The 252-nt window shown below is 59.5% G+C and carries 1 protein-coding gene; it reads right to left on the reverse strand.

The features are described 5' to 3' along the window. Positions 1-252: transposase (locus tag CE491_RS00025; RefSeq protein WP_199884898.1), on the reverse strand; the 252-nt coding region annotated here is incomplete at both ends.

A 252-nucleotide genomic window follows, 5' to 3' on the forward strand; every position in this document is an offset into this window, starting at 1 on the left:
AGTCGGGGCAAGCCAGGCCGGGGTTTGCGTGGCATGGCGCGTAGCGGGATCACAGGCTGCATTCGATAACGGTCGCAGTAGTAACGCAGGTGTTCTGCGTCATAGCCTTTGTCAGCCAGTAACCCTCTACTGCGCTTTCGTGGTCGCCCGGGCTTACCGAGAATGCGCACCAGATCCAACAGCGGTTGGGCGTGGGCGATATCGCTGGCTTGTCCCGATGAAAGGATGAAGCGTAAGGGAACACCATTGGCG

The sequence above is a fragment of the Pseudomonas bohemica genome (assembly GCF_002934685.1).
Taxonomy (GTDB): Bacteria; Pseudomonadota; Gammaproteobacteria; order Pseudomonadales; family Pseudomonadaceae; genus Aquipseudomonas; species Aquipseudomonas bohemica.